This window comes from Kitasatospora sp. NPDC094028, from assembly GCF_049543595.1.
GTDB lineage: Bacteria > Actinomycetota > Actinomycetes > Streptomycetales > Streptomycetaceae > Kitasatospora.
Map to the genome: position 1 here is coordinate 64,911 of NZ_JBMVFA010000027.1, position 24,942 is coordinate 89,852.

Consider the following 24,942-nt stretch of genomic DNA (forward strand, 5'->3'; position numbering starts at 1 on the left):
TCACCGGGCCAGCAACCCGGACAACCGAAAGGACACCCGCGTGACGCTCCTAGTCCCGCCGCGCCGCCTCGACCGCGAAGTCGACGAGCCCAGCGGCCTCCCGGCCTGGCCCCGCCTGCTCCTAACCGGCGTGGAGAAGAGCGGCAAGAGTTACGAAGCCGCCCTGGCGTCCACGTCCGACCTGATCGGCCGAACGTACTGGGTAGAGATCGGCGAGGACACCGCCCACGAGTACAAGGAACTCGGCCCGTACAAGATCGTCCGCCATGACGGCAGCTACCTGGACATCCTCGACGCCGTCCGCTACGCCGTGCACCAGCCGCGCGGCGAGGACGGCAAGCCGAACCTGATCGTGGTGGACTCCGTCACCATGCTCTGGGAGCTGCTGTGCGACGAGCAGACGGAGGTTTCCCGGCGGCGGGCCAACGAGCGGGGCGCGCCGCCGAACAGCGAGCTGACCATCACCGCCGACCAGTGGCAGAAGGCCAAGTCCCGCTTCAAGGACGTCATCAACACCCTCAAGTACCACGACGGGCCGGTGCTGCTCCTGGCCCGCCTGGAAGACGTGGTCCTCTTCGACGGGGACAAGCCCACCCGGGACCGGGTGTGGAAGGTCAAGGCGGAGCGGTCGCTGCCCTTCGAGTGCACGGCCGTCGTCCAACTGCGGGGCCGGGACTCGGCGTTCCTCACCGGCGTACGGTCGCTCAACCCCGACCTGAGCACCGCTCTCATCCGCCCCCTGCCCGGGTTCAGCGTCGACAAGCTGTTCCGCGACCTCAGGATGCACGAGCGGGTCGCCCGCTCCACCTACGTGGCGCCGAACCCGGGTGCCTTCTTCCGCGAGCAGGCCGAACAGCTCGACGTGCTCGACGACCTGCCGGACGACCCGTCCAGCGAGCAGCTGGGCAAGCTGATCATGCTCTCCTTCGGCACCCGGAACCCCGAGTACCTGCACCGCCTCACCGCGTTCTACGGCCACGAGGCCCTCAGCCGCCGCAAGGTCACCGGCAAGGACGGGCCGGTCTCCGCGTCCGACGCCATCGAGCGCGCGCTCAACGTCCTGGCGGGCACCACCGAGGTGAAGGCCCCGCAGCCCGGGCTCGCCGCCGGCGGCCCGGGCGGCCCCGAGGGCGAGCCGCCGCGCTGCGCCATCCCGGCCTGCTCCACGCCGATCGACCAGGTCCGCCCGTACCCGGCTGGCCCACGTTGCGCGCAGCACAGCCCCCAGCAGCAATCCTCCGCGGACGCGCCGGAGCAGCAGGCCGAGGGGGAAGCACCGGAGCCCCACGCCCCGGCATCGGCCGCCCCCGTCCTCGGTGACGCTCCGGCGGCTGCACAGCCCAGCTCCGAGGCCGATCAGGTCGGAGTCGAGCAGCCAGTTCAGGAACGACCGGTTCTGGAGCGGCCGAACCCGGCGCAGATGCTGCGCGACGAGGCGGCCGCCCAGGCGATGGTGCTCGGGATCAGCGTCGACAAGCACCTGACCGACCTGGCTCCCCCCGGCAGCACCGCCGGGCAGCTGCCGCCGTCGCGGCTGGCCGCGCACCTGCGCCAGTGGCGGCCGATCGTCGTCACCGCGCTGCGGGACAAGGGATTCGACGACGTCGCCGACCGGTACGCGGCGCTCGGCACTCGGGCACCGGCCCGGGAAGCCGCCGAGATCATCGGCGCGGCGGCGCTGCAGTAGCAACCGCCGCGTGGGCGGGGCCTCGGCCTCGCCCGCACCGACGTTCTACGGCCTGGGCGCCGTACGGCGGTTCTTCTTCGCCGTACGGCGCCCCCGGGCTGCCGCGGCTTCCTCCTCGCGGCGCAGCCGGGTGTACTCGGCGGGGAACATGTCGGCCAGCCGCCGGCGGGCGCGCTGCGCGGGGTTGCGGCCGCGGTCGAGTCGGCCGCTCGCCCGGGCGGCGTCGCCGGCGGCGATCACCTGGGCGAGCTGCAGTTCCTCTTCCAGGGCGGTGCGCAGGCGACGGATGCGCTCGGTGTAGGCGTTGCGGGACTCGTCGTCGCCTTGGGGCACGTGGTGGTTGGTGAGCAGCCGCTCGATCGTCGTGGCGACGCGGGTGACGACCTCGGGGCTGTGGAAGACGGCGGCCAGTTCGGGGTCGGCCTTCGGGCGGGTCACGAAGTCGACCAGCATGTCCGTGAACGCCTGATCGGGGGCCGCCGCGAGGGCTGCCGCCATCTGGTTCGGTGTCGCGGTCACGTGCTGGTGCCTTTCCAGTGCCTGGCGTGTTGGCGGCGGCCCGCCGGTCCCGTCCGCCGTGTGCCGGATCACCACGTAGCTGCGCTCCCCGGCCCCGGCCGCGCCCGAGGGCACGGCCGGTGGGCTTGGCTACTTCGTTGCCCCCGCGCCGAAAGGACACCCCCGGAAACCCGGGTCGTGTTCTTCGCGGGGGCTTTCGCCTCGACGGTGGATAAGTGGCGGGCCGCCTGGTCTGGAATGCTACGGGCTGCCGTTCGGATTCAGGAATCGCTCCCTCGGTCCGGGTCGCTCAGCCGCTGCTTGAGCCGGTTCAGGGTGTCGTCGGAGGTGTCGAACGTCAGGTTCGTCAGGTCGATGCGGGCCGGCGGGGTAGGGCTGGTCGCGGCCTCGATCTTGGGGGCGATGCCGTAGCGGTGCCACAGGGCGGCGTAGGAGATTTCGGAAGCGGCGATCACGGCGGCGCCGGCGGCGAGCAGGGCGCCGGGGCTCGCCGGGTTGCTGAACCCGCCCTGAGCGGCGACGGTCGCGGCGCCGGAGAGCGCCGCGAGGATGGTGACGATCAGGGTCTTTACCTTCGGGGACCAGTGCGGGCGCAGCACGACGGCGGCCACGAGCGGGAGCGCGGAGCCGACTGCTACGCCGTAGCCGGCGCTGTGGACGACCAGGTTGTTGAGGTTCAAGGTGTGCCTTCCGGTGGGGTGGTTCCGGGTGGGCACGGTGGCGGCCGGCGCGGGTTTGTGTCGTGCGCTCAGGGCTCCAGGTCGGCGCGGATCGGTTCGTCGGGGGCGGGGTGGGTGGCTCCGAGGGAGGCGAGTTGGGCGCGCAGGAGCCGGATGTAGCGGATCGCGGCGTCGCGCCAGCGGCGGTGGTCCTCGGCCATGCGGTCGAGCTTCTCGGCCTGCCGGGCCTGGCCTGCTTCCAGGGCGCTGATCCGGCCGCGGAGTTCGGCGCGTTCGGCGCGGTGCTCTGCGTACAGGGTGACGAAGCCGGCTTGGAGTGCGTCGGCGGCGGAGGCCGCAGCCGCGGCTTCGGCGGTATCGGCGGAGACCTCGGCGGCCGCTTCGGCGGCGTGCTCTTCGGCGGCGGCCTTGCGGCCGGCTTGGCGGGCGGCGAGCCAGCCGCTGGCGACCACACCGAGGAGCGCGCACACCGGGGTGGCGACCGCGGCGATCGTCTCGGTGGTCGCCAAGTGCTGGGCCTTCCTCGGGCTTCGGTGGTGGTGCCGCGCGGGCCGGGGCCTGGGGGGTGCGGCTTCGGCCCGCGCGGGGATTCAGGTTGGCGGGGGCGAGGTGGTTGCGTCGCGCCCTGCCGGCCGGTCAGTCGATGACGGACCAGCGCACGGCGTCGAGGGAGACCCAGCCTCCGGACGCCTTGTGCGTCTCGATCTCGCCGGTCGGCTTGATGTAGAGCACGGAGATCGTCTCGGCGGCGTTCGCCACCGAGAAGACCTCGCCCTTGCGGGGACGAAGCGTGGGATCGTCGATGGTGGCGATGACACCGCCGGCGAAGGTGCCGGGGATCTGGATGAGGCCCCGTAGGGCGACCATCCCGTCCGGCATGAGCTTGGCGCCGGGCACCTGCCAGGTGCTGCCGACAGCGGTGGCTCCGGCCTTGAGCGTGAGGCTGGTCCAGGTCGTTGCCTTCTTGATGAACCCTGCGGTGGTGTCCAGCAGGATGTCGCCGCCCTGGAGGCGAAGGCCGCTCCTCGTCTGGAGGAGGACCTCCCCGAGGACGGCCTTGAGGTGCAGGCCGTCCCGGTCGAGGTACATGTTGGCGATCTGGTCGGCGAGCTGGACGAACCAGCCCTCCGGTTCGAGGTGGGTCAGGGCGGTCTTGTAGCCGCCGGCCAGGTTGCGGCGCACGCTCGTCTCGATGGTGGCCGCGTTCGTGTTCGAGCCGGCGGAGCCGGTGATCACAGCTTCGCCTCCGAGCGCGCCGTCGCCGTTGACGTAGAGGCTGTAGCCGCCGCGCTCGGGGAAACCGGTGGGTTGTCCGTTGAAGGTGCCCGGCCCGCCGGAGGTCAGCCACAGCGTCGCGGTGTTCGAGCCGTTCGTGTTGAGCTGCGGGCCGGTCAGGCGGGTCATGGGCGTGTTGATGTTGTCCGTGTTGCGGACTTCGGCGGTGAGGCGGGCGGGTTTCTGTTCGGCCGGAGTGCCGGAGTAGAGCAGCGCGGAGGGGTTGGTGGCGCCATCGGTCGGGTCGGTGGGTGAGAGAAGGACTCGGCGGCCGGTGAGGGCGGTCTGGATGGTGGAGCCGACGAGGGTCACGCCGGTGATCGTCTTCCCGTCGATGGCGTCGGCAGCCAGATGCGCGGCGGTGATGGCGCCGGCGGCGATCTGGCCGGCGGTGATGGCGTTGACGGCGATCTTGTCGCTGGTGATCGTGAGCGCCTTGATCTCGCGTCCGGTGATGGCGTTGGCGGCGATCTTGCCCGCGCTGACGGCATCGGCGGCAATCTTCCCGGCGGTCACGGCGGATGCCTGGAGGGCATCGGAGTTGATCGCGCCGGTGGCGACCTTGACCGCGGTGACGGCGCTGTTGGCGAGCTGGAGTTCGCCGATGATGCCGTTGATCAGGTCGTCGGTGACGACCTTGAGGGGGGTGCCCTGGGCGGCGGCGCCGGCCGGCCCTCGGGCGCCTGCGGCATTGACCGCGACGAGGCGCAGCCATCGGGGGCTGTAGGTGGCGGTGGCCAGGGTGATGCTGGCGCCGGCGGCGGCGAGGGTGGCGACGATGCTCTGGGGGCCGGGGGTGAAGTCGGCGCTGGTTCCGGCGTGGACTTCGAGGTGGGAAAGGTTGAGCGGAGCGGTGTAGGCGTCCGCCCATTGGCCGTCCCAGGTAACTTTCAGCGCGGCCTTCGCGGCTTCGACGAGCGGGGCGAGCGGGGTCGGCGGCGGCGGGGAGACGGCCACGGTGACGCCGACCGTGCCGTCCCTCTGGCGGCCGATGGTGCTGATCACCGTGCCGTCGTCGTCGATGACCCGCAGCTGGCCGCGGGCGGCGCTGTAGGGGAGCTGGGCGGCGCGTTCGATGTTGGTGAGGCGCTGGTCGAGGTTCTTGAGGAGGGCGGCGAGTTCGCGTTGCTGAACGGCCTGGTCGAGTGCGCTGGTCAAGCGGCGGTGCCTCCGTGTCGGGCCGGGTCGGTGATCAGCCCAGCGCGTCGGAGCGTTTGAGGGTCAGCACCGCGGTGCCGTCCGCTCGCAGTTCGTCGGCGGTGATGCGGTGCCAGACCTGGATGTCGCCCACCCACGGCACGTGGGTCTGGACGAGGATGTCGTCGCCGGGCGACCAGGAGCCGATGGGCGCGTTGGGGTGATCGCGGACTTCGAGCATCGGAACGTAGATGGCTTGTGTCCTGGACTGGAGTTCACGGTTGCCCCGGGCACGCAGAGCGGCTTCGCTGGTGGCGGCCTTGTCGGCGACGACGTGGACGCGGCGCAGCCGGCCGTCCGGGCGAGCGAGTTGAAGGCGCGTCTTGGTGGCGCCTTCGCCTCGGCCGAGGACCACGACTTCGTTGGCGAAGTCCTCGCCCATGGCGCGGGGTGTGGCGGTGGCGGAGATGTTCTCGCCGTCTGCGAAGCGCAGGTCGTCGCGCTTTCGGCCGAGGCGTGGGGCGCCCAGGCGCAGGCGGTGGACGATGGTGCGGTCGTTGCCGGTGGCGGTGGACCAGGCGTGTTCTTCGAGGTAGTCGAGGTTGTGCTGCAGGAAGATGTTGTCGATGGCACTGCCGCTGTCCGGGGTGTCCCACCAGGCGAGTTCGTACGGGTCGGAGCCGTCGTCGGCGCCGAGGAGGATGTCGGCCTTGTGCTGGTCGACGGCCAGGCCCAGGCGCCCGTTGTCGTAGGACTGCAGGTGCGCCCAGAGCTCGCGGACGGCGTCGTAGGCGTCGATCCGAGGCCCGCAGTAGGGCGGGGGCGGGGGCGTGACCTGGACGGAGCGCGGCGGGTCGGTGAAGTCGATGTACCCGTCGTGGTTCTTGTCGAGGCCGGCGTTGGGGTCGGGCGGGGTGATGAGCATGCCGGACTGGATCAGGCCCTCGTAGGGCAGGCCGTGCGGGTAGGCGGTGTAGCCGGCGCACTCGATCACCCACTTGCCGTTCTCGGGGTGGCACTTGACGATCAGGCCGCCGCCGCGGATCTGTCCCTCGATCTCGGCGAACACGGCGGTGTCCCACTCCTGGAGCAGGGGACGGCCGTCCGCGGCGATCAGGCGCGCGTACTCGGGTTCGATGTGCCCGGTCATGCCGCCGGGACCGGACAGCTGGCGGGTGGGGGCGCTGGTGAGGGTCAGCGGCACGTCCCAGTCGAGGATCTGCCCGGTCAGGACGCGCAGGGCGATGAAGCGCCAGGCCACGGTGCTACGCCCCGTCCTGGGCTGCGGCTTCCTGGAACTGCACGCGGCAGATCAGCTGGGTGGAGCCGTTGACGTCGAGGCGGCCGGGGTCGATGGCGGTGGTCTGGACGAGCAGGGGTTGGGTGGTGCCGCGCCAGGCAGCGGGGATCGAGTACCGGTCGGCGAGCATTTTGTCGGCGCGCCGGAAGCCGGTGCCGCCGTCGTCGTCGAGTTCGCTGTTGGAGCCGGCCGTCCCGCCGAAGACGTGGCGCATCTGAACGTACACGTTGTTGTTGGACAGGCGCAGGCCGCTGAGGTTGGTGGTGATGATCGCGGTGACCGCCCACTCCGGGATGTCGATGTTCCAGTTCGCCTGCTCGGGCCAGTTCTTCGGGGCGCGGTCGGTCGGCTCGATGTAGGAGTAGCCGCAGCCGATGACGGTGTAGATGCGGTCGTCGGTGCGGGGGCGGGCGACGCGGCGCAGGTCCTTGATGTGGGCGGGCAGGACGCTGCTGGTGTTCGGAGGCAGGTCGATGCGGGCCAGGGCGATTGCGGAGTCGCCGGGGCGGACCTGGCGAACCGAGGTGGTGCCGGCGGGGACTCCTGAGATCACCCGGGTGAAGATGTACGGGCCGGCTGCGGGGCTGGCGGGCTGCTGCCAGGTCTCGCCCATCAGGTAGGGGTTCTCGATGCGGGCGATGATCAGGTCGGACCGCGCTGCGGGGCCGGTGGGGGTGATCGGGATCTTGTCGATGCTGATCATCCGGCCGGCGTACGCCTCGTACTGGGCTCCGGCGGCGCGGTTGAGGATGGAGCAGGCGCCGGTGAGGACTTCGACCTGCTGGCCGGGGGCTGCGAGTGCCCGTACGCGCAGGTCTGCGGGGCCGATGACGCCTTCGGCGCCGCCGACCGCGTTGTAGGCGAGCAGCCGGGCGATCGCACTGGAGTGCTCGGCGGAACCTTCGACGAACCACGGCACGGAGTCCCAGGACACGGTGACGCTCTCCTTCGGGTGGGCTAGTAGAAGCGGTGGGCGGATCGCCAAGCGACGGTGGCGCGGGAGGTGCCGGTGTCGTCGGCGATGGTGTAGCGGGCGTGCTGGAGGCCGGGGGCGAGGAGCATGTCCTGCATGCGCGGGGTGCTGCGGGTGAGGGCGCCGGCGACGCTGGCGGTGCCGTTGCGCAGGACGGTGCGGGCCCACGGGCGGGGGTCGACGGTGACCCACTCGCCGTCGCGGAGCGTCAGGTCCAGGCCGATCGTGATGCGCTGGCTCAGGTCGCCCTGCGCGGTGCGGCCGGGCCCGTAGAAGCTGAGCGCCGGGTTGCGGCCCGGGCCGTAGAAGGTGGTGACGGGCCAGGTCGGCAGGGTGCCGCCGACCGGCAGGGCGCCGGGCGGCTGCGGGGGCGCGGGGATGCGCTGGGACAGGGCGGCGGTCAGCGGCGAGGTGAGGCCGCGGATCGGGGCCGGCGCGGCGGTGGGGGTGGTCGACTCCTCGGCGTCGTCGTACCAGCGGCCGTCCGCGACGGCGAACGTGGCGACGAGGGTGGTGCTGCCCTGGCGGGTGAAGCGGGTGTTGGCCGGGGCGATGCTGCGGGGGCGGCCATAGGCGCGACGGATGCGCCCGCCCTGCATGGTGCGCAGCACCGCGACAGCGCCCATGCGGCGGCGTACGGCGGCGGCGTCCCAGGCGGCGAGCAGGGAGTCAACAGCGGCGAGGTTCGCGGTGTGGCGGCCGGCCGGGGTGCTGGCGGCGTAGACGGTGTCGACGGCCAGCTCAAAGCTCACCGTGGTGGTGGAGGTGGTGTCCTGGCCGAAGCGCACGCCGTCTTCCAGCGGCAGGGCCGCGTCCCCGAGGGTCGGTTCGGCGCGGTCGAAGGTCGGCTCGCTGAGGAGGTAGATGCCGGTGTTGAGGGTGCCGAACAGCAGGTCGGCACCCGGGTGGAGGCCGTCGCCGTCGTAGAGCAGGTTGAACTCGCCCTCACGCAAGAACGCCATGGACGCCTCCCAAGCGGGCTCTGCGGAGCTGGAACATGGCGCCCTGGAGGGCGTCGCCGCTGCTCTCGCGGTCGGAGCGGGTGATGATCAGGTCACCGCCGACCAGGGCGGAAGCCTGCGCGGCTGGGGTGGAGCGCACGGTGTACTGGGCGCTGCGGTAGAGGTCCGCGGCGGTGAGGGCCGGTTGCCGCAGGGCGCCGGCCGCGTTGTAGACGACGTGGCCGCCGAACATGTCGGCGACACGGGCGAGGATCTGCTCGGAGCGGGCGCGCTTGGCGGGGCTGAGCGGGATGTACGCCTCGCCACCGGTCTCCGGCTCGGCCCACACGCGCCACTCGCCGGGGCGGGCGATCTGCGCGATGTGTTTCTCGGTGCCGCGGGCGAACGCCTGGACGCGGCCACGGATGCCGCCGTTGGCGAAGCCGGTGAGGATGCTGCCGTCCGCCTGGGCGCTGCGGGGGCCGCCGGCGGGGTAGTTGTACTGGACGTCGACGTTGACGGTGCGTCCGCGCAGGGCGTTGATGATGCCCTGGATGGCGGACACGTTCTGCGAGACCTCGGTGCTCGGCGCGCTGATGCGGACCTGGTGGTCCGGCAGCCGCTCGACCTTGAACCCGATGTTCTGCAGTTCGGAGATGGCCCGGTCGGATGGGGCCTCGACGGTGATGCTCTTCTGCCCCGGGGTGGCGCTCAACTTGTCCTGAATCGACTGCAGTTCACCCATTGCCTTGAGGGTGGGCACGTCCACGTCGATCTTCTGCCCGGGCGGGAACCCGGCGAGGGTCTTCATGATCGAATTGAGCTCGGCGTTCGCCGTCGCCGACGTGGTGGTGATCTGGACCTGCCCGTCCGGCAGGGTGATGACGGTGTAGCCCAGGCCCTGGAGCAGCGTCTTCGCCTCGTCGGTCATCGCCTGGACGGTGATCTGCTTGCTGCCGGGCACCTTGGCGTACTCGGCCTGGACGCCGGCGAGCTGGGCGAGGACGGAGTCGACGCCGCTGGCGGCGAGCAGGGTGGTGACCCGGTCGGGCACCAGGCCCATCGCGGCGGCAGCCTTCTCCGCCTGCTCCCGCGTGAGGCCGTAGCCCATCGCGGTCTTGACGGCGGACTCGTACAGGCGGGCCATCTCCGTCTTGGCGGCCTGGAGGGCCTCGGGGACGGTCTTCTTCTGGCTGATCGCCAGGTCGTAGGCGGCGCGGGTGGAGTCGAGCGTGGCGTCACGGATCGACGTCATCGACTGGTAGAGCTGGTGGCCGTTCTCGACGCTGGTCTTGAGCGAGCCGTCCGTCTCCACCAGTGCCGAGCCCCAGCCCTTGAGGTAGGAGGTGCCCTCCTTGAGGGCGATGTTGCGCTCGTCGGTGGCGTTCTTGGACGCCTGGAGGGCGGAGAGCACCGCGCCGTCCGCGCGGGCCTGCGCGTCCTTGAACGACAGGGTTCCGCCGGCCAGGAGGTCTAGGGCGGACTTGAGCGCGTCGGTGCGGGCGGTCGCGTCTACGGTGGCGTTGCTGAACTGGCCGACCAGGCCCTTGAGCTTCTCGTACACCAGGCCGGAGCGTTCGAGTCCACCGGCGGCGTTGGCGACGTCCTTGGTCTGCTGGGCCTCGCTCTCCTGGACCTTGAGGAGCTCGTGCAGGGCCTTCGCGGCATTCTCGGCGTCGCGGGCCTTGTTCTTGAGGTCGTCGGTCGGCTTGCCCCGATACGCCTTGAGAGCGGCTTCGGCCTGCTCGTCCATGGTCTTGGAGAGCTGCTTGAGGCCGCCGTTGAGCCCGAGGTAGGCGTTGGTCATCTCGGGCAGGCCGACCTTGACCTTGGCCATGACGTCGAGGAGCTTCTCCTGGCCGCCGAGGACCTTCTGGTCCTGGAGGAGCTTGGCGGCGGTGGTGCGCACGTCGGTGGTGACGGCGCCGTTGGTCTCCTTCAACGCGGTGGACAGCTGCTGCTGGGAACGCTTCTGGTCGGCGGCGGCGGCCGCGGCCCTCTGGTGCCAGTTTGCCAGCAGTCCGAGGCCGATCCCGAGGCCGGCCACGGCCATGCCCATCGGGCCGCCCATGAAGTTCACGAGGCCGGACCAGGCTCCCTTGAGGCCGACCGAGACGGCGCTGCCGACGCCGGTGATCCTCGTCTGCGCTTCGCCGGCCGCCGAGCGGGTGTCCAGGAAGGCACGGTTCATCGCGTCGATGGTGGGGACCGTGGCGCCCAGGCGCGGCACGTTGGACTGCAGGACGGCGACGGCGGCGCCGACCCGCCCGAGGGAGACCCCGGAGCGTTCGGCGTGCCACTGCTGGAGCGCGATCTGCTCGTTCAGGCCGCGGAAGGTGCCGATCAGGCCGGTGGTGGTGCGGCCCAGCCCCGTGGCGTTGGTGTTCGCGGTGGAGAACATGCCGTTGATGCCCTGCACGGCCTTGATGCCGAGCATGACGACCAGAAGCCCGCCGAGGGCGGTGGACAGGCCCGGGACGGTGCGCAGCAGCACCGCGACCACATTTGCCAGGCCGGAGAAGACGGCCAGGAGCGGGGCGAAGGCGGCCGCGCCGCTGGCGAGGCGGCCGATGATCTCGGCGATGTTGGACAGCACCCCGAGGACGTGAGGTCCCAGCGAACCGAGCCCGCGGAACAGTGCGCCGAGCGCGGGCAGGAGTTGGGTGCGGATCTGGGAGACGAACGCGGCGATCCGGTCGTCTGACCCCATGTGGGCGAGGCCCTTGCCGAGGTCTCCGACCAGGCCGATCGTCTCGCGGGCGCCGGGCAGCGCCTGGTCGAAGTAGTCCTTGAGGCGGTTCTTGCCGGAGTCGGAGTGCGACCACTTGTCGAACTTGTCGAGCTGGCGCTCCATCCCTGCGAGCAGGGAGTTACCCGACTCCCGGCCGGCGGCGAACACGCCGCCGAAGCCCTTGCCGAGGCTGCGCATCGATCGGCCGAGGGAGGCTGCGACGTCGGCGCCCTCGTTCATTGCCCGGTTGAGGGAGCCGTTCTCGCGCGCCGCGGCGATGGCGGTGCGCGCCCACAGCGTGCCGCGGCGAGTCGCTTCGGCCAGGCGCTCGACGAACGGACCGCTGGCCACGAGCGTGTCCTCGGTGGCGTGGCCGAGGTCCTTGACGGCCAGGCCCATCGTCCCCAGCACCCGGGTGTTGGTGCGGACGATCTCGGCGGCGTCGGCCCGGAACACGGGGTTTCGTACCCACCGGGCCGCGTCGGTGAAGAGACGGTTGCCGATGTCGGCGACGCCGGTGAGCTGGGTGCGGACGAGTGGCAGGACGACCGAGCCGAACGCGTTGATGTCGCGCGCCTGGTCGAAGAAGAGACGTTTCTGCGTGTCCTGCTTGATGCTCTTCCAGACGTCCTGGAAGCCGAGGAGAGCCTGGATGCTTTCCTGTACGGGCGGCGGGACGGCGTTGATCGCCGCCGTCATCTTCTGGAACTCGCCGGCGCTCATCGTGGTGCCGTCGCGCACCGCCGCGAGCTTCTGCCCGTACGCCTGCGCGGCGGTGCCGACACCGCTGAACAGGGCCTTCGTGCTGAGCAGGCCGACGCCGAGCGCGGCCAGGACGCCGGGGATCGCGGCCAAGGTGTTCACCGCCGGCCAGGCCGAGCCAACCATGGCGGTCAGGCCGGCTCCGAGCTGCGCGAGCGCGCCGACCGCAGGCTGGACGAGCGTCAGGATCGCGCCCATGAACATGGCGCGGCCGGGCAGCTGGAACGGGATCTTGATCCCGCCGCCCTGGGCGACGTCGCCGTCCGCCTCGCGGACCCGGCGCCGCACCGCGTCGACCAGTCCTCGGGGGTCGATGTCGGGGCGCAGCCGCATGCGGGCACCCTGCTCGCCAGTCGCCTCGGAGACGACGCGGGTGAGCTCCCGGCGGAAGTGCTCGCCGTCCGGGCTGACCTTCGCGCGGACGCCTTCGGCAGCGCCGTCGACAGCGCGCTCCATATCGCTGCGCAGGTGCTCGCGGTCGACGGCGAGCTTGACCTTGGCGCGCAGCCCGGCGGACGCCTCCTCGACGACGGCCTTGAGCCGCTCGCGCAGGCCCTCGCCGTCGACATCGACACCGATGCGGGCCTTGACGCCTTCGGCCGCTTCCTCGACCTTGGTGCGCAGGCTGCGGGCGAACCCTGCAGCTGTGGCCTCGACCTGCACGACGAGGCGCCCGGCAAGCTGGCCCTCAGCCATGCTGGACCCTTCCTCGGTGCGAGGCCGCGTCAAGCAACTGGCGCAGACCTGACGTGCCGGACGACGGCGGTGATGGTGCGGTGTCCGCGGTGCGGACGGTGTTCGGCCGGGGGACGGCCAAGGGCTCGGTGAGCCGCCGGTCGGCGGTGTAGACCGAGGTCAGCTCGACGAGCTGGGCGAGGAGTTCCTCCTGGAAGCCCCACCAGGCGCGCTCGCCCGGGGCGCGGCGCGTGCGGGCCTGCTCGGGCAACCCGTCGAGGAGCACTACGAGGCGGCGGACTCCGAGGAAGGCGGGGTCGCCGGGGCGGCGCCAGACGTCGCGGGCGTCTCGCCGGTGGTGGTGGGCGAGGTCGTACTCGAGGTCGTCCCACCTGCCGCGGGCGAGGTCGGCGACCCGGAGAGCTTTCCCAGGCTCACGCCGTACGCCTTGATCAGGGCCCGCGTCAGCCGCACGTAGTCGGCGATGCTGGGCCTCTGCGCGGTGAAGCGCTCGAACTGCTCGACCCCGAGGAGCAGCAGGTAGACGTCACGCAGCGCCGCGAGGAAGGTGCGCGGCAGGTGCGGGCGGGTGAGCAGCAGGTCGACGATGCCGCCGGCGATGTTGTTGTTCTTCTCGTCCGCGATGACCTGCGCGGCGAGGCCCGGAAGGTCGAGGTTGTTGGCGAGCAGCGGGTCGAGCGCGTCGAGCGGCAGCTCGGCGGGGAAGATGAAGGTCTCGCCACCGAGCAGGACCGGGATGCCGTTGGGGTGGGTGACCTCTCGCTTCGGCGCGTCGAGGTCGATCAGGAAGTCGCTCAAGGGGGGTCCTCTCCCAGCGGGTGGGGCGGTGGTCGGCGGGGACGGTCGCACAGCCCGGAGGCTTGTGGCGACCGCTGCCGTCAGGACTCCTTGAACGCGGGGTCGTCGGTGAGCATGTACCAGGCGTCGGTGTCGTCGCCGCCCAGGACGCCGAGGCGCAGCGGCAGCTTCGACCCGGAACCCTTGGACAGGTCGTTGGCGACGCCTTCGAGCTGCATCGCGCGGGGGAAGACGAACCGGTAGTGCTTGCCGCCGTCGACGGCTTCGAGCAGCGCGGCCACGTCGGTGCGCTCGCCGATGCGCGGCGGCACGAACTTGTAGTGCTTGGCCGTGCCGGTGCCGGTCGGGGTGATCTCGGTGATGGTGCCGCCGCCGTACACGGCCTTGAAGTTCGGTGCGGACCACTGGAGCAGGTCCATCTCCACCGTGACCGCGTCCGCGGTCTGGAACTGGCGCACGGGGAAGTCCGACTGGGCGCTCTTCAACGACTCGAAGTTCGGCTCCTCCTTGAACTTGAGCGAGTCCTCGGTGGTGTGGCCGACCGAGCGCCACCCGGCCGCGAGCGCAACGGTGGCGTCGGCGGGCGCGGCAGTACCGACCGGCGCGAGGTAGAGGTAGAGCCGGCCCGGGACGACGGTCTCGGCGGAGTTGGTCTTCGCGCTCACAGGGGGTGGCTCCTCGCGGTCAGGGTGGCTGCGGCGAGGAGACGGTGCGGTCCGTACGGGGCTTGTGTCGCGCCCTGGCCCCGGCTCAGGGGTGCAGGACGACCTGGAGGGCGATGCTGTAGCGAATCGCCCCCGAGGTGAGCTCGGTGAAGGCAAGCGGGCCGCTGGTGGCGACGTGGCTGACCACCGGGCCGGCCGGCGGCGGGTCGACTTCGGGCAGGTCCAGCAGGGCGCCGGCCGCCAGCAGGGTGAGCCGGCGCAGTTCGGCGGAGCCGGGCCAGCCGGCCGGGTCGGAGATCACCTCGATCGTGACCTCGCTGGCGGTCTCCCAGCGCAACCCGCGCAGGTCACCGCCCGGGCCCGAGGTGACCCGAAGCCGTGGCCAAGGCGCTTCGACCAGGCCGGAGACATGGCCAGGGCCGCCGAACGCCTCCAGTACGGCCGGGTGCCGGCGTAGGTGAGCCAGGGCCACGGCGACGGGGTCGGCGGCCGCGACCTTGTGCAGAAATGCCGGCTCGGTCATCAGCTACGCGCGACGTAGCCGTTGGCACGCAGCTGGCGGGCGTAGTCCGGGGCCACCCACACGTCGGCGCCGGGGAGGTAGTCCTGCCCAGCGATGAACAGGTGGTGGGAGAGCCGGACCTTCTCCGGGACCTGGTTGGCGCCCAGGGGCGGGCCGACCACGGTCTGCTGGTCCGGGCCTCCGCTCGCGGCCGGCTGCTCGGCGGTGGGCGAGGCGTTCTTGCTGCTGGTGTTGGTTGCCATGGCGGTGCACTGTGTCCGGCCCGGGCCCTTGCGTCGCGTGCTCTACCCGTACTTGAGGGCCACCTCGTTGGCGGCTCTGGCCATGAAGTGGGTGCCCGTGGCGACCAGGCCGCCCGGGTAGACGTCGCCGAACTCGGCCTGGACGACGAGGTCGCCCTCGCACGCCACGGTGACGGTGACCCGGTTGCCGGCCGTCACGGGCTGACCGGCGTTGATGCCATGGGCAACTCCCTTGGGATCAAGAATAGTTGTGCATCGGCAGTTCTTGAGGTTCGCGACGGCGCGGCTGCTCTCGTCGCGCGGCGCCTTCATGTAGGTGTACTCGCCGACACCGCGGTGCTTTCGGTCCCAGTCCATCGACGGCACCTTGAAGCGCAGGTTGTTCGGGACGCTCTGGCCCTCGGTCTGCACGTGGGTGTGGCGGACCCGGTCGTCGGCGACAGTCACCCACTGCTTCGTGGGCGGGGCCAGACGCTTGGCCCGATCAGCGACTTCGTCGGCGATCCGGCCGACCTCGGGCGCCACCATCGCGGCCACCATCGCCTCCAGCCCCGGCGCTGCCTCGAACCGGGCCATCAGGGCACCAGCGGCGGGTCGAGGGCCGCGGTGACCGCGATGTAGTCCGCCGCGCCGTCCACCGCGACGGCGCACAGCCGGGCCGTCGTGATCGTCCAGGATTCGGCGCCGTCGACGAGCCGGTCCCCGGGGCGAAGAGGCCAGTGCCGTGGGTCCGCACGAAGCGACCATGACCCGTCCGCCTGCATCACGGCGGCGCCGGGCAGCGCCGGCCCCGAGGCCGCTGCCGTGCCGGGCCTCGGGGGCACCGGCAGACCGTGCGCGTCGCGCTCCCAGGGGTGTTCGGCGACGTAGGCGGTGAAGCGCCGGTTCGCCAGGATCACCGCCACAACGACACGCTCCCCCCGTACGGCCACGGTGCGGCCGCGGGCCGCGGCCGCACGTACACCGGCGGCTGCCGGTAGCCGTCCAGCGTGACCAGCACCGGTAGGGCCCCGGGCTGCCCGGCACTCGGCGCGGCCTCGTAGCTGATCGACTGCCCCTCCGCCGACAAGGACGACACCCGGCGCCCGCCGGCCCCGCCGGCCCCGCCGCCCGAGGCCGGGGTGTTGCGGATCGTCTCGGCGGCGTGCGCGGTGATGAAGCGTCGGATCGGCCGTTCGGCCGCGCCGTCCAGCCCGACGCGAAGCCGCACGTCGTACGTGCCGTCCGGCCGCGCCGTCCAGCCGTCCACGGCGAAGTCGTCGTCCGGACCGCAGTGCGCCCATGCCTGCCACGACCCCAGGTCCACGCCGGACGCCGGACGGACGTCGTTCAGCGTGGCCAGGCGCGGCACCAGCGGACGAGCGAGGTACGCCTCCACGTCGGCCTGCGCGTCCTCGATCGCCGTTCGCAGGCCGTCGCGCTGCGCCTCGGTGAGCGGCAGCGGGATGCCGGCGTGGTCGGCAACCGCTTCGGGGGAGGTGACCAGGCCGGTGCCGGTTGGCAAGTCCACCCGGATCGTCCGGTCCGTGCTCGCGGGCGCGCCGGCGGCAGGGGTGAAGGCGACGGTCCCCCAGTAGCGGCCCGGGGCCAGGGTGTCCGAGATGGCGAAGCGGTACGTGCCGGGTTTCAGCGTCGTCGCGGCCGCGACGGCAGCGGGCTGGCTGGTGCGTTCGGGGGTGGTGTGCAGGGTGAGGGAGGTGACGGTCCCGCCGGTGGCGGCCGGGTCGAACGCGGCGCCGCCGTACGTGGCCTGCCAGTCGAGCATGGACACCGTGGCCTACTCGCCGAGCGCGTGGTGGACGCTGGCCTGGTCGCGCAGGCGCTGCAGCAGTAGTTCGACGACCGTCTCGGGCAGGTGGGCGCCTTGCGCTGCGAGCAGGGTGGTGCGGGTGCGGCCGTATTCGTCGGTCCGGTTCTCGACCAGGCGGACGGTGCTGACCAGGGTGTTGCCGTGCGGGGTGATCCGCTCGAACAGGCTGTTCAGGTCGGTGGGCGGGCGGCGGGTCTGCGAGTCGACGATCAGCCCGTCGATCGTCTCGGGGAGTGCCTCCGCGACCGGGACCCGCTCGGGAACCCTGGTTTCCGGCACGGGGTCCGGTTCGAGGCCGGCCGGGGGTTCCAGCGGTGCGGCGGCCGGGACGAGCGTGCTGGCGTCCGCCACGGCGCTGTCTGGATCGACTGGTTCGGCGGCAGCAGCGGCCTTGCGGCTGCGCGGGGTAGTTGTCATCAGCTGAGTCCTTCACCACGGGGCTGTTGGAGCCTCAGCAGGGTGGCGGCCGGGAGGGCTTGTGTCGCGCCGAGCCGGCCGCCACCGGAACCGGTCAGGAGTAGGTGAACCCGCCCACCTTGGTCACGGTGCCCGCGTCGTCGGTGAGGACGACGTCGACCGCACCGGCCGCCTTCGCCGGGACGGTCACCTTCACCACGGTGTCGGAGACGATCGTCAGGGCGGTACCTGCCGCCCCGCCGAACGTGACCGCGCTGGTGCCGTCCAGGTTCGCGCCGGTGATCGTCACCACGGTTCCGCCGGCGGCCGGGCCCCCGGACGGCAGGATCGACGTGATGGTCGGCAGCGGGAACAGCTTCGCAATGTCCGACTCCCGCATCTGGGCGCCGGGCTGGAAGGCGATCGTGCGGATCGCGCCCTCGGGCTTGCGGTCGCCCTCGGCGTAGCGGCGGGTCGCATAGATCCGCTCGGTGACGGTCATCATCCGGTCCGGGACCGGGGTGGCCGGGAAAGCGGCCTTCGTGATGCGGGCGCCGCCCGCGGTGTACAGGCCCACGACTGGGACCTCCTTCGGGTTGGGGCCTCCGATGTTGCGTGGGGGCACCCTCTACCGTCGACCGCTTGATCGCGGGCCAACCCGATCGCCCGCTAGAGCGAACAACCTTTTCTCAATGGCATGTTGGCCACCGCAGATGGGTACTTTTTGTCCGTGAAAACTCACCGTCAGGACACCGGATACGGTGGCAACCTCCCGCCGTTGCGGACTGACGGAAGATCGGCGGCTGGTCGCGGCGTGCTCCGCCCCCGCACCCGTGGCCAGCGCCCGGCGGCGCTGGACCCGCCTACCTTTGTGGGGGGCTCCTCCCCCCACACCCCCCACCAGCCCTGCGCGGGCTGGACATGCGCTCCGCCTGCCCTGAGCTTGGTCGCAAGCTCCCGCGCTCACCCCTCGGGCCTTGACGGCCCTCACTGGGCAGTTGGTACGAGGTTCCAGCGGCTGGGCGCCTCCGTGGTTGCCGTCGTGGCTGGTGAGGTACGTAGCGCTCGCGTGAAGTGGAGCACACCGTCATGGAAAGCTCCCCGGACCAGACGTGCTACAGGAAGCCGATCGACGTTGGCAGCTGTTCACGAGGTGGTGAAGGGAACACGTGCACCTCTGTCAACTGCCGCAATGCCTTGGTCCGGTAGGCGCCAGGTGGTCACGTCCAGGATGGATGAGCATGGAAAGGGCCCTCAGGGGCCCGGTTGCGGCGGCAGCCGCAATTCCATGATCGGCGTCGGTGAGGGTCGCCAGTCGGGTACCGCGGGCCGGTGCGGTGTCAGTAACCCGGGCTGCGGAAGCGGCAGTACCAGCGGCCCGGAGGGCGAGTTGGCAGGTGCGGCACCGGCGGGTGGGTCTTAAGGAAAAAAGGGGCAGAAGTTGATCATGCCTCTGACCTGCGGAAATGCGAGATTCGCTGTCGTGGTTTCGCGACAGTTGAAGACCGATCTGTCGCGGTTGCATCGTCAGTTACGACGCTGACTCACCAAAAATGGTGAGTCGATTCGCGGTTGACGGTGCCACTGGGTCCGGATGGTAGCCCCCGGGCTGGGCGTTTTGGGCGTCGAGCGAGCCGGCCTCGCGCGCGCGTGCGCGTTTTAGGTAAAAAGGCTTGAACTCGATCATGGCTCTGACCTGCGTAGATGCGAGATGTACTGTCGTGCTTTCACGACACTTGGAACGCCATGTGCTCAGCGCGCAGGGTAATCGACCCGCTTCGAGGTCGGGGCTGGACTGTCGTGCGGGTGCGACATCGACTCACCGAATCTGGTGAGTCGAGCGATAGTGTCGTGGAGCCGCGACACTGACTCACCGTTTCCGGTGAGTCGACTGTACTTTTTTGGTGAGTCACGCTACGTTACGGATCAAGCGCGCCCCGAAAGGCTCACCATGACTCTCCCTGCTCGGAAGGAACCGGCAGCACCGAAGCCGGCCAAGCCGGTGAAGCAGCCGGTCCGGTCATCGCGGCAACGTGACCGGGAACTCGCCGAGCAAAGGCTCATCGAGGCGATGTCCTCAGCCGTGGGGAAGGCCACCAAGGGCCGAGGCAGTGCGCCCATCTCCATCACGGCAACCGCCCAGTACCGAAACCCTCACCTGATGCTCGGGGAGCACGGTTACTCGGTCGTGTCGAACGCCTTCATGTCCCGCGTCCTGGCCCCCGTGATCGCTGCCCGAAACATGACTCCCACCGAGGTCGCAGTTCTGCTGTACTGCATGGGTGAGCAGAAAAAGGGGTTCGTCTCGATCAAGAGGCAGCAGGACGTTGCTGACTTCCTGGTCCTGCCCAGGACGAACGTGTCCTCTGCGCTCGTTCGACTGGAGGACTGGCACATGATTCGGAAGGTCAACAGGACGAAGCTCCAGATGAACCCGACCCTGTGCTTCAACGGAAACGGGGACCTCCAGCAGGAGGAGCTGACGGCAGCCCGCCTGCTGCAGGCTGCCCCGGGGGACTTTCCGGACCTTGTGGTTCCCTCGCCCCGCACCAAGAAGGGAAGTTCGTCATGATCATGAGGACTGAGGTCTGGGAGATGATCAGCGAACTCGGTCTGGCCGGTTCGGCCTACAAGACGCTCGCACGCCTGGTGAGGAAGCAGCAGCCCGGCGGCCACATCGAGTACTCGCAGCAGGAGCTGGCGGAGATCCTCGAAATGCACCCGAACATGGTCAGCCGGGCCATGGGAACCCTCACCCGGGCGAACGTCGTGCTGCGGCCGACCCGCTACAGCTACCGGCTGCACCCGTTCGTCGCGGGCTACGAGAACGAAGACGAAATGAACGAGGCGATCGCGCAGGCCCTCGAAGACATCTCGAACGGTGACCTGCCGGCAATCAGCGTGCCCAGGAAGCGCCACTTGGCGGCGGTTGGCTGACCGTACGTGGGGTGCCGCTCAGAGGTCTTCTGAGCGGCACCCCACGTACGCCACTTGGCGCGGTGGAGCCCTAAGCCCAGGTGCCGACCACGAAGGACTCCGGTCGGGGGACCTCCAGGGCGACGCGCTCGTCGGCGCGGATGGTGATGACGCCGTTCTCGAAGTTAAGGCCGTTCTCGCTGGAGACGGTGACGGAGACGGACTCGCGGTCGTAGAGCTGGGCGCCGGTGCCGAAGGCACCGACCAGGAACTTGTCGTCGGCCATCGCGGTGGTGTCGACGACGTTGAGGCGCCAGACCTTCTTCTCGGCGCCGACCGCGACGGCGATCGCAATGCGGAAGGCGCCGTTGTTGTCGGTCTCCAGCTCCAGTTCCTCCCAGAGGTTCGGGGAGATCACCAGGCCGGTCATCTCGTACTCGGCGAGGATGCCCTTGGTGATGGCCCGGCGGACCTGGACGCTGCGCTTGTCGGTGGCCTGGGCCTGGTACTCCTGGACGCCGGGGACGTTGAACAGGCCGGTCAGCTTCTCTCCGTCGCCGGCGCTGTGGAGGAGGTCGTAGTCTTCGCGGTACTTCACCCCCTCGATCATCCTGTTGTTGATGAACGACTTGAGCCGCGGCTCGTCGGACAGGATGTTCTTGTGCGCGTGGAGGACATGGGCGATCTCGCTGACCGGGTACATCACCGGCTTGAAGTCGAGCCTCGACTCCGGGGCGCGGCCCCACTGGTCGGTCGGCAGGCCGGCCGCCGGGGAGACGCCGTCCGCGGCGGTGCGCTGTCGGATCTGCGCGGCGTTGTTGGTCCAGCCCGTCTCGCGGATGCCGTACAGGACGGACGCCTTGGTGGTCGCCTTGGGGAAGAGATCACGGATACGGGACTTGCGCCGGGCCAGCTCGCTGATGCCGACGTTCTGCGCGCCGCCGAAGCTGTTGTGGGTGATGGTGCCGGCGGACAGAGCCCAGATGGACTTGCCCTCCAGGCCGGCACGGATCTGGGAGGAGCCCTCGAAGCCGCGCTCGCGGGCCCGCTCGAAGGCGTCCGACTCGGTGAAGAGGTCGCCGAGGGACTTCACCTCGGGGCCCTGGGGGCTGCCGTAGAACTGGCCTGCAGCGGGCGGGGCCTCGGGGGAGTCCAGGTAGCCGGCGATGTCGTCGGCGGTCTTGCGGGCGTCGATCAGGGACTTGAGCTCCTGCGCCTCCTGGATGACCTTGCGGTACGCGGAGTTCTGCTCCGAGCTGACGGTGAAACGGCCCTTCTCGTCGACCTTGAAGGTCTCGGAGATGCGGCGGGCCTCGACCTGGCGGGTGGCGAGTTCATCGATGAGAGTCTTGAGCGGTATATCGACGGTGGCGGTGCTCACGAAGCCTTCCAAGTGCTGGTGCGAACGGTTGGTGCGCGTCGCTCGCCCGGCCAGCACCGGGACGACCCGAAACGTCCGGGTCAGTGGAAGGGAGATGAGGGTCTAACGTCGCGTGCTGCCGCGTCGGAGGTGCCAGGCACGGCAGCACGGTGGAGTTCGGTCAGGCGGCCAGCGCCTTGAGCTGGGCCTCAACCTCGTCCGGGTCCAGGGTCACCTCCTCGTCGCCGTCCTGGGCCGGGGCTTCCCCGCCTGGCCCCGTGCTGTCCGGGATGGTGGCCGCGGGCGCGGGGCTCGGGGCCGCAGGCGGAACCGGCGCCGGAACGGGCGTTCCGCCTTGGCGGTCGTCCTGGCCCTGCTCGTCGTCGAGATGGTCGTACAGGCCCCAGTCGTCGCCGAAGTCGTCGGGCTCGTCGTCGTCCTCGCCGATGGGCATGCCCTTGCGGGCCAGGGTGCGCAGCAGGCGCTCGACGGCAGGGCGAAGGTTCTCCAACTGCTCGGGCTCGACGTCGGCCACGGCGATCGCCGAGGTGGCGTCAGCGAGCCGGCCTGCGGCGGGCTGCAGGAATCGTGCTTCGACGGCCTCCTCGGGTTCGGCCTCCTCCTCGACCTCCTCGTCGCCGTCAGGGTCGTCGGTGTCGACGGCGACGACCGTCAGCTCGACCCGCTGCGGGGTGCCAAGGACGACATCACCGTTGGCACTCTGGTAGGGCACGGAGTAGGTGATCGTCTCGCCGGGTTCGGGCCGGGCCACGGTCGCGATCACGCGGTCGGGGAACGTCGCCTCGACGCACACCCACGCCGCGTCGGCGCTGGCTTCCTGGTTGGGCAGGAACAGCACCTGGAGCGCATCCCGTAGGCGGGCCTGCTGCTCCTCGTACGATCCGGCCATGGGCGGCTGCATGCTCTTCTTCTCCTGGATCTGGCTGATCAGCGACTGGGCCTCGGTGACGGCTTGATGAGCGGTCTTCACTTCGAGTCGGCCCCGCCGCCGGGCGAGGGCCTTCGCCGCGGTGACGGCCTGGCGGGCGGTCTTCACTTCGGTCGCCGGCCCCAGCGGCGCGGGAACCGGCGGCGGCAGAGCAGTCGGCGAAGGGGCGACCTCCCGTTGATCGTCGGGCTGCTCCTCGGAACGGCCCAGCGGTATGCCGACACGGTCGGTACCCCGGACGACGAACAACTCGTCGAAGGTGACTGGCATCGCGTCGACGGCCGGGACATCGTCGGGGAGGTCGTAGCCGAGCGTGAGGTGCGGGGTGAAGCCGTGGTCAGCGTGGAGGGCCTCGTTGAAGACGGAGCCGGCCACCGCGGACACGATTCGCTGCTGCAGCTCCGTCAGGCCCGGCACGTCGACAGGCACCCACACCGGCACGCCCTCCTCGCCCGGGGGGAAGCGGCCGATTCCGCCGAGCTGACCTTCGAGCTGTGGGGCGCCAGCTGTGGCCGTGCGGATCAGGTCAGGCAGGTCGTCCGGGTGCCCGCCCAGTGCGTCGGCCTGGCCGAGGTAGGCGAGGGTGACGTGCAGATCGCCGGCATCGGTGCCCTGCGGGTGTGCGAGTGCGTCGGCGACCTCCGGCGGCGGGTACAGGGCGATCATCACGCCCTGGCCGGCCTGAGGCTCCCCGTGCGGCCCGGTCGCCTTGAACTCCAAACCCAGGGGCTGGCCAGCCGGGTTGCCCTTGACCTCCAGCGCCATGGTGAGCGGGTGCGCGCCGTGGAGTACCGGAGACACCTCGTACAGGTCGAGGTCGTGGATGATCCGCACCCCGGCGCGCTTGGTGGCGCCGCCCTTGGGGACGACGTAGCCGATCGACCACTGGGCACCGCCGCCCTCCTCGTGCCACTGCTTCACCTGCTCGAAGACGTCACGGCCGCGGCTGGTGCGCAGGTTGTGGCCGACGTCGGCGACCAGGGCGCCAGCGTCCTTCGGCCAGGGCTTGCCCATCGGGGTGGCCTTCGGGAGCCGGGGGTCGCCGGGCAGCCACTCCTCAACCCGGTGGCAGACCCCGATCGGGTCCTTCCACTCGTGGCTGAACACGGGTTTGACGGGCCGGGCGGACAAGGTGCGGGTGAACGCCCCGGGGAGGATGATGTCCCCGACCTCGTCCTGCACCCCGGTGACGGCGCAGATCGCTCGGACGATGCCCTGCAGACGGCGGGGCCGGGCTGGTGGACGCGGCGGCACGGGGCACTTCCTCGGGGCGGGGGACGATGAGCCCCGCGACCGTGCCCCCTCTGAGCCCTTACCGTCTCGGCGTCACCCGGAGTTGCTTGCCTCGCCGTCCTGCTGCTCGGGCAGCGCGCCGCCAGCGTCCTGGAAGCCGCGGAGCCAGAAGCGGCGCCGGTACCGTTCAGCGAAGTCGCCGAGCTCCGAGTAGGGGCATGCCGTCGCCGTCGTGTCTGCCTTCGCAGCAGCGGCGCCCTCCGCCGCGGCCTGGACAGCTGCAGCGCGGCCAGGCAGGTCCTGAACCTCCACGTCGGCCTCCTTCTACTTCCGGAACTCGTCGGGGAGCTCGCTGTCCTTACCGCTGGGGTCCGGCGCCGCCCCGTCATCCGGCTGTTCTCCGTCTTCGGGCTGCTCGTCGGTCGGGGTGCTGCCGCCGGATGCCGTCATTCCGGCGTCGTCCACGTCCACTGCCCAAGCATCGGCATCCGAGTAACGGTAGACCTGGCCGGACGGATCGCGCAGCCACCCGGTCAGTGTCCCGTCCGCAGCACGCTCCAGCCACGCTTCCTCACCGCCCGGGGCGGAGAAACGGGCCGTAACTGCCGGGTCGTCCGGCAACGTCTCGTCGCCCTCGTCGTACGGATCGCCCGCCCACTGCCGGCCATCGTCAGCTGGCTCCTGGCCCTCGGGCGCCTGGCCGGTCGGCTGCTGGCCGGACGGCACCGGGCTGTCCGGCTGGAGGGACTTCACGGAGATTCGATAAGTGCGCACACCGCGAGGGTGCGCGGCGAGACGAGCTTGTGTCTCGCCACACACCCTGAGCAGCGTCGGGAGGGCTGGGCTACTCCTGCGGCGGCTGCTCGCCCGGAAGGGCAACGTCGATCGGTTCTCCCCCGTTGCGCACCATTGAGCGGCCGACCGCCTCGTGCTGGGCGCCCACCTGCCCGTTGAAGGCGAACAGCGGGTTCACCTCGTACCCGCCGTTCGTCGACAGCATCAGCCGGTACCTCACCAGCGTGCCCCGGGCCCGCTTGACCGTCTCGATCGTGACGCCATAGCTTCGCGAGATGGCCTCCAGATCGAGGTTCACGTCGTTCGCCCCGGGGCCGGGACGCCACGGCTTCATCGCCGCCATCGCCTCGAAGAGAACTGAGAGTTCGAGGGCCGACAGCCCGGACCGAGCCAGCCACCGCATGTTCACCGAGGAGACCGCGGCCCACCGCAACTCGGGGAACATGAATCTCGTCTGGCGCTCGACGGTGATACCGAGGTGTTCGCTGGTCATCAACGGTTTCCCTTCACGGTGATGCCGAGCACCCTACGGCCGGGCCCAGACCGGTATCGGG

At 70.7% G+C, this 24,942-nt stretch carries 26 protein-coding genes; 3 read left to right on the top strand and 23 right to left on the bottom strand.

Translation table 11 applies throughout. From position 1 onward, the window contains the following. Nucleotides 1-40 precede the first annotated feature (40 nt). Nucleotides 41-1,687, top strand: a complete 1,647-nt coding sequence (locus ACPC54_RS30700; protein WP_498969477.1) for a DEAD/DEAH box helicase family protein — start codon at nucleotides 41-43, stop codon at nucleotides 1,685-1,687. 45 nt (nucleotides 1,688-1,732) lie between these two features. On the opposite strand, the gene ACPC54_RS30705 is transcribed toward ACPC54_RS30700, so the two are convergent. From ACPC54_RS30705 to ACPC54_RS30790, 18 genes are all read right to left on the bottom strand, one after another. Further along, nucleotides 1,733-2,206: a hypothetical protein gene (locus tag ACPC54_RS30705; RefSeq protein ID WP_498969478.1), complete on the bottom strand. Its 474-nt coding sequence runs from the start codon at nucleotides 2,204-2,206 to the stop codon at nucleotides 1,733-1,735. Nucleotides 2,207-2,466: 260 nt separating this feature from the next. After that, nucleotides 2,467-2,886 carry a hypothetical protein gene (locus ACPC54_RS30710; RefSeq protein WP_498969479.1) on the bottom strand — a complete coding sequence of 140 codons (420 nt, stop codon included), beginning with the start codon at nucleotides 2,884-2,886 and terminating at the stop codon, nucleotides 2,467-2,469. Between the two features lie 68 nt (nucleotides 2,887-2,954). After that, complete coding sequence (locus ACPC54_RS30715) at nucleotides 2,955-3,395, bottom strand: hypothetical protein (RefSeq protein ID WP_498969480.1); 441 nt, start codon at nucleotides 3,393-3,395, stop codon at nucleotides 2,955-2,957. A 127-nt stretch (nucleotides 3,396-3,522) separates the two neighbouring features. After that, a complete protein-coding gene (locus ACPC54_RS30720; protein ID WP_498969482.1) occupies nucleotides 3,523-5,319 on the bottom strand; it encodes a hypothetical protein in 1,797 nt (598 codons plus the stop codon). Between the two features lie 34 nt (nucleotides 5,320-5,353). After that, nucleotides 5,354-6,559, bottom strand: a complete 1,206-nt coding sequence (locus tag ACPC54_RS30725; protein ID WP_498969483.1) for a hypothetical protein — start codon at nucleotides 6,557-6,559, stop codon at nucleotides 5,354-5,356. A 4-nt stretch (nucleotides 6,560-6,563) separates the two neighbouring features. Then, the gene (locus tag ACPC54_RS30730; RefSeq protein WP_498969485.1) at nucleotides 6,564-7,532 is read right to left on the bottom strand and encodes a hypothetical protein; all 969 of its coding nucleotides are present in this window, start codon (nucleotides 7,530-7,532) and stop codon (nucleotides 6,564-6,566) included. Between the two features lie 23 nt (nucleotides 7,533-7,555). After that, entirely contained in the window at nucleotides 7,556-8,533 is a 978-nt protein-coding gene (locus ACPC54_RS30735; protein ID WP_498969486.1) for a hypothetical protein, read from the bottom strand. Continuing rightward, entirely contained in the window at nucleotides 8,517-12,701 is a 4,185-nt protein-coding gene (locus ACPC54_RS30740) for a hypothetical protein (RefSeq protein ID WP_498969488.1), read from the bottom strand. Before ACPC54_RS30740 ends, ACPC54_RS30735 begins: the two co-directional genes overlap by 17 nt. Beyond that, nucleotides 12,694-12,951, bottom strand: a complete 258-nt coding sequence (locus ACPC54_RS30745; protein ID WP_498969490.1) for a hypothetical protein — start codon at nucleotides 12,949-12,951, stop codon at nucleotides 12,694-12,696. Before ACPC54_RS30745 ends, ACPC54_RS30740 begins: the two co-directional genes overlap by 8 nt. A 14-nt stretch (nucleotides 12,952-12,965) precedes the next feature. After that, nucleotides 12,966-13,499: a hypothetical protein gene (locus tag ACPC54_RS30750; protein WP_498969492.1), complete on the bottom strand. Its 534-nt coding sequence runs from the start codon at nucleotides 13,497-13,499 to the stop codon at nucleotides 12,966-12,968. Nucleotides 13,500-13,579: 80 nt separating this feature from the next. Then, on the bottom strand, nucleotides 13,580-14,164 hold the full coding sequence (locus tag ACPC54_RS30755; protein WP_498969493.1) for a phage tail tube protein: 585 nt from the start codon (nucleotides 14,162-14,164) through the stop codon (nucleotides 13,580-13,582). An 85-nt stretch (nucleotides 14,165-14,249) separates the two neighbouring features. Then, nucleotides 14,250-14,687, bottom strand: a complete 438-nt coding sequence (locus ACPC54_RS30760; protein ID WP_498969495.1) for a hypothetical protein — start codon at nucleotides 14,685-14,687, stop codon at nucleotides 14,250-14,252. After that, entirely contained in the window at nucleotides 14,687-14,929 is a 243-nt protein-coding gene (locus ACPC54_RS30765; RefSeq protein ID WP_498969496.1) for a hypothetical protein, read from the bottom strand. The genes ACPC54_RS30760 and ACPC54_RS30765 overlap by 1 nt, the downstream gene beginning before the upstream one ends. A gap of 42 nt (nucleotides 14,930-14,971) precedes the next feature. Continuing rightward, nucleotides 14,972-15,505 (bottom strand): hypothetical protein, encoded by a 534-nt coding sequence (locus ACPC54_RS30770; RefSeq protein ID WP_498969498.1) that lies wholly within the window; start codon nucleotides 15,503-15,505, stop codon nucleotides 14,972-14,974. Further along, complete coding sequence (locus ACPC54_RS30775; RefSeq protein ID WP_498969500.1) at nucleotides 15,505-15,834, bottom strand: hypothetical protein; 330 nt, start codon at nucleotides 15,832-15,834, stop codon at nucleotides 15,505-15,507. The genes ACPC54_RS30770 and ACPC54_RS30775 overlap by 1 nt, the downstream gene beginning before the upstream one ends. After that, the gene (locus ACPC54_RS30780; RefSeq protein ID WP_498969501.1) at nucleotides 15,825-16,700 is read right to left on the bottom strand and encodes a hypothetical protein; all 876 of its coding nucleotides are present in this window, start codon (nucleotides 16,698-16,700) and stop codon (nucleotides 15,825-15,827) included. The genes ACPC54_RS30775 and ACPC54_RS30780 overlap by 10 nt, the downstream gene beginning before the upstream one ends. A 6-nt stretch (nucleotides 16,701-16,706) precedes the next feature. Continuing rightward, entirely contained in the window at nucleotides 16,707-17,156 is a 450-nt protein-coding gene (locus tag ACPC54_RS30785) for a hypothetical protein (protein ID WP_498969502.1), read from the bottom strand. Nucleotides 17,157-17,250: 94 nt separating this feature from the next. Next, complete coding sequence (locus ACPC54_RS30790; RefSeq protein WP_498969504.1) at nucleotides 17,251-17,712, bottom strand: IPT/TIG domain-containing protein; 462 nt, start codon at nucleotides 17,710-17,712, stop codon at nucleotides 17,251-17,253. Nucleotides 17,713-19,086: 1,374 nt separating this feature from the next. On the opposite strand from ACPC54_RS30790, the gene ACPC54_RS30795 reads away from it, so the two are divergent. Then, the gene (locus tag ACPC54_RS30795; RefSeq protein ID WP_498969505.1) at nucleotides 19,087-19,707 is read left to right on the top strand and encodes a hypothetical protein; all 621 of its coding nucleotides are present in this window, start codon (nucleotides 19,087-19,089) and stop codon (nucleotides 19,705-19,707) included. Between the two features lie 23 nt (nucleotides 19,708-19,730). After that, nucleotides 19,731-20,072, top strand: coding sequence for a helix-turn-helix domain-containing protein (locus tag ACPC54_RS30800; RefSeq protein WP_498969507.1), 342 nt, complete (start codon nucleotides 19,731-19,733; stop codon nucleotides 20,070-20,072). Between the two features lie 70 nt (nucleotides 20,073-20,142). Here the strand turns inward: ACPC54_RS30800 and ACPC54_RS30805 are convergent, their stop codons facing one another. From ACPC54_RS30805 to ACPC54_RS30825, 5 genes are all read right to left on the bottom strand, one after another. After that, nucleotides 20,143-21,432, bottom strand: coding sequence for a phage major capsid protein (locus ACPC54_RS30805; RefSeq protein WP_498969508.1), 1,290 nt, complete (start codon nucleotides 21,430-21,432; stop codon nucleotides 20,143-20,145). Between the two features lie 160 nt (nucleotides 21,433-21,592). Next, nucleotides 21,593-23,614: a 2'-5' RNA ligase family protein gene (locus tag ACPC54_RS30810; RefSeq protein ID WP_498969509.1), complete on the bottom strand. Its 2,022-nt coding sequence runs from the start codon at nucleotides 23,612-23,614 to the stop codon at nucleotides 21,593-21,595. Nucleotides 23,615-23,686: 72 nt separating this feature from the next. Next, nucleotides 23,687-23,905, bottom strand: a complete 219-nt coding sequence (locus ACPC54_RS30815) for a hypothetical protein (RefSeq protein WP_498969511.1) — start codon at nucleotides 23,903-23,905, stop codon at nucleotides 23,687-23,689. 12 nt (nucleotides 23,906-23,917) lie between these two features. Further along, entirely contained in the window at nucleotides 23,918-24,346 is a 429-nt protein-coding gene (locus ACPC54_RS30820; protein WP_498969512.1) for a hypothetical protein, read from the bottom strand. Nucleotides 24,347-24,437: 91 nt separating this feature from the next. Next, a complete protein-coding gene (locus ACPC54_RS30825; RefSeq protein ID WP_498969513.1) occupies nucleotides 24,438-24,881 on the bottom strand; it encodes a hypothetical protein in 444 nt (147 codons plus the stop codon). Nucleotides 24,882-24,942 lie beyond the last annotated feature (61 nt).